1 protein-coding gene and 1 pseudogene are annotated in these 4,328 nt (G+C 37.0%); both read left to right on the forward strand.

The window, feature by feature from the left end:
* The first annotated feature begins 126 nt into the window (after nucleotides 1–126).
* On the forward strand, nucleotides 127–4,059 hold the full coding sequence (gene avs2 / locus L1D47_RS20205; RefSeq protein ID WP_345778777.1) for an AVAST type 2 anti-phage system protein Avs2: 3,933 nt from the start codon (nucleotides 127–129) through the stop codon (nucleotides 4,057–4,059).
* 77 nt (nucleotides 4,060–4,136) lie between these two features.
* Nucleotides 4,137–4,328, forward strand: a pseudogene (locus L1D47_RS20210) (transposase); the annotation flags it as partial.

Consider the following 4,328-nt stretch of genomic DNA (forward strand, 5'->3'; position numbering starts at 1 on the left):
AAGATATTTGATATCAATGAAGAGCTGATTCAAATAAAACTTCTATTACGCTCTATAGACGAGAAGCTCACGTTTCACTTAAGTGATGACTGGTTAAGTGAGAAAAACAGACAGGCAATAGCTGACTTGGGAAATCGATATACACCCGAGCTTAACGTCAAACTACAAGTTGCGAAATTGTTCGATGGTCTTGGTTGGACTGAAACATTCGCAGCTGAATTTTACTCGCATATAGATCGCCTCTTGATTAGGGGTAATAATCTCAGTCAATGTGATGAAATATCTTCAGAAATTCCAGTAATCGTTCAATCAATGAGAAGCATAAAAGATCTATATCAAAGTATAGATTTTCAATCGCCGAATAGTATTCCAATTGACAAATTCATTAGCTATATCTCTGATTGCCAATCAGTCATTACTGAATCGGAATCGATATTGAGGCAGCACAAAGAAGCTCAAAACGCCGAAAAGTTGAATGGATTCCATGATAAATTTTACGGCATTTTAAGAGAACTTAGAGAGATTGGTTATGCTTGTAATGATTTAATCGCTTTCTTTAACTCTACAATGCTGAAATTGTCAGAAAACCCTTATTTACTTTTGGAAGGTAAAGCTGGAATAGGGAAATCGCATTTGCTTGCCGATGTTATTGAAACAAGGATTTCTCGTGGATTCTCGTCTCTTTTTCTACTAGGTCAACAATTTACTACTGAAGATTCACCATGGGCACAGATTTTCAAAAGACTCCAGTTGAAAATAACGTCTAGTGAGTTTTTAGAAAAGTTAAATCTATTAGGTCAAAAGTCGGGCAAAAGGGTTCTAATTTTCATTGATGCTATAAATGAAGGAAATGGCAACAAGTTTTGGAATGACAATATTAATAGTTTTGTTGATGAAATCAGAGGATTTCCTTGGCTTGGCTTAGTAATGTCAGTCCGAACTACGTACAAAGGGATTACAATCTCTGCGGAAAACGTATCGCGTAATAATTTTGAAACTCATGAGCATATCGGGTTCCAAAATGTTGAGTTGGAAGCAGCCAATTTGTTTTACGACTATTACAATATCGAAAGACCTTCATCACCTAATTTAAATCCAGAATTCAAAAACCCTCTATTTCTTAAGCTGCTATGTGAAGGGATAAAGAACAATGGGCTAACAAAAGTACCGGTTGGGTTTAATGGCATTTCAAATATTTTTGATTTCTTTGTAACAGGCGTGAATAAGTCGTTATCATCACCCAAAAAATTTCATTTTGATTCTAGTTTTCCGCTAGTAAAAGAAGCTCTTAGCGAGCTAATTAAAATTAAAGTGTCTAATGGAGGGAGCAATGTAGCACTGAAGGATGCCCATGCTACCGTTCAGTCCGTAGTCGAAGATTATGTAAGCGATAAGACTTTTCTTACTGCTTTGATTGACGAAGGATTATTAACAAAAGGCATTGTTCGAAATGATGATAGTTCTATTGATGAAGTCGTGTACATTGCTTACGAGAGATTTGATGATCATTTAACTGTTAAGTTTTTATTGGATGATATTGAAGATATTAAACAAGAATTCAAAGAAGGAGGTCGATTAAAAGGCTATTTCAAAGATGAGTTCGACTTTTATCGCAGTCAAGGCTTAGTAGAGGCTCTGTCTATTCAATTACCAGAAAGGTTTGGGTTAGAGCTATATGAATTATTGCCTGAGTTCATCGAAAACCACAGTTTAATAGAAGCTTTTATTGATAGTTTACTCTGGCGAGATGTTAACGCCTTAGATTTTGACAAGTTAAAGCCTTTTATTAACGATCAGGTATTGGGTTACAGTGCAACTTTCGATCAGTTTATAGAGGCGATAATTTCTATATCTGGTTTAGTTGACCATCCTTTTAACGCTAATTTTTTACATGAGTGGTTAATTAAACATCCTTTACCTGATCGTGATGAATTTTGGACACAACAACTAAAATATAAATATAGTGAAGACTCTACATTTAGGCACATGATAGATTGGGCGTGGAATGGTTCTGACAAAAGTTATATTTCTGATGAATCAATAGAGTTGGTTGCAACGAGTTTATGTTGGTTTTTGACCTCTAGTAACAGAGAGCTAAGGGACTGCACGACTAAGGCTTTAGTTAGCTTGCTTGAAACAAGGGTTTCAGTTTTAAAAAAGTTAATTGATAAGTTTGAGGCGGTTGATGATCCGTATGTTTTGGAAAGAATATTTGCTGTTGCATTGGGGTGTACATTGCGAACAGATGATATTCAAGGACTAAAAAGCTTAGCAGAAACTGTTTACCAAAAGGTTTTTAGTTCAGAACATGTTTACCCGCATATTTTGCTTAGAGACTATGCAAGAGAAATTATTGAGTATGCTACCCATCTTGGGCTTGACCTTGACGGTGTTGAGTTGTCTCAGACAAAGCCCCCATACAAAAGTGAATGGCCTGATGACATACCAACTAAAGATGAGCTGAAAAGTCTTTATGATAAGAAAGGCTACTGGGACTTGTGGCGTTCAGTTATGGAAGGAGGTGACTTCTCTAGGTATACCATAGGCACAAACTCTAATCATTCCGATTGGTCTGGATGTAAGTTTGGACAAACTCCAGTAAATAGGAAACAACTTTTCAAGAGTTTTAAGAACGATTTACTTGAAGAGCAGCTTAAATTATTTAATTCATTAGACCCTCTTATTTATACTGAAGACTCTGATGATTTGGTTATAGGTGAAACTATAATCCGTATGGGGAGTGCTTGTGGCAGAAAAACTGAAGAAGAGCTATCTGCGAATAAATTAGCTTTTAAAGAGGCTTTATCAAAAAAAACTTTAGCTGTTTATGAAAAGGATATAGAACCATACCTTGATCATAACAACAATTTATTAGATACAGATGCTCATTTTGACCTTAGTCAGGCTGAATGTTTTATTTTTAATCGCGTAATTGAGTTAGGCTGGTCTCCAGATAAGCATGGCGATTTTGATAGAAGTATAGGCACAGGTAGAGGGCGGCATGAATCCCACCAAGAACGAATAGGTAAAAAATATCAATGGATCGCTTTTCATGAATTTATGGCAAGGCTTTCTGATAATTACATCCGCTATAAGGGATATGGTGATGAACGAGAAGAGTCTCCTTATCTAGGCCCTTGGGACCCCTATGAAAGGGATATAGATCCAACAATTTTGCTTAAAAATACAGGGGATAAATGCATACCTATTGAAGATGAATGGTGGGTTAGTAAAGAAGCTTTTGAGTGGAATTGTACTTTTGAAAATTGGGTAAATGATACTTCTACGTTGGATAATCCGCAGGGGTTGATTGAAGTAAAAGATAATAATGGTGGTGATTGGCTTGTTCTGGAAAGTTACCCGTCTTGGAAAGAGCCTAAAGAAATAGGTAATGAAGACTGGGGACATCCACGGAAAGAAGTTTGGTGTCACCTTAAAAGTTACTTAGTTAAGTCATCTGAATATGAACACTTTAAAAACTGGGCTGAAAGCCAACATTATATGGGGCGATGGATGCCTGAAAGCACTAATAGATATCAGTTGTTTAATAGGGAGTATTACTGGTCAGAGGCTTTTAATTTCTTTAAATCTGATTACTATAGTGGCTCAGACTGGGTAACAGTTACAGACAAAAAGACAAGGACTGAGATTGCTGATGTTGGTGTTACTGCTATCGGTTATCGTTGGGAAGAAGAGTTCGATCAATCAAAGGCTGAAACTTTAAGTTTTCTTAAGCCAAGCTCTCTAATTTTTGACAATATGAAATTAAAACATGGTTCTCAAGAAGGTAGTTATGTCGATGAAGCTAATAATATTGTGTGTTTTGCAGCTGAAGCTTTAAACGATACAAAAGCACATTTATTAGTTAAAAAAGAACCATTTTTAAAGATGCTAAAGGATAATGATTTGGAGGTTGTTTGGACTATGTTAGGTGAGAAAGGCGTAATTGGTGGCTCTTTTTCTTCGAGCCATAATTATGGCCGTATAGAGTTTAGTGGTGCTTTTTACATTGATGGAGATCATATCGAAGGAAAGCATAAGATTTTCACTACTAGATAAACCTGTAGTGGCATAGTGAGTTTGGCCACCTGAATAGACGAAGTGATAGACTCACTTCCAGAGAAAAGGTGGTAGAAATGAAGAACACAAGACCGACATTCAGTGCAGAGTTCAAATTAGAAGCTGCGCAGCTGGTAACGAAACAGGGATACAGCATAGCTGAGGCTGCAAACGCGATGGGCGTGAGTAATTCAGCCATGCGTAAATGAGTAAACCAGCTTCGACAGGAGCAGCAAGGCATATCCCCCAAAGGCGCACCGCTCACCCCC

Origin of the sequence: Shewanella sp. Isolate7, from assembly GCF_022398425.1 — a bacterium.
Taxonomy (GTDB): Bacteria; Pseudomonadota; Gammaproteobacteria; order Enterobacterales; family Shewanellaceae; genus Shewanella.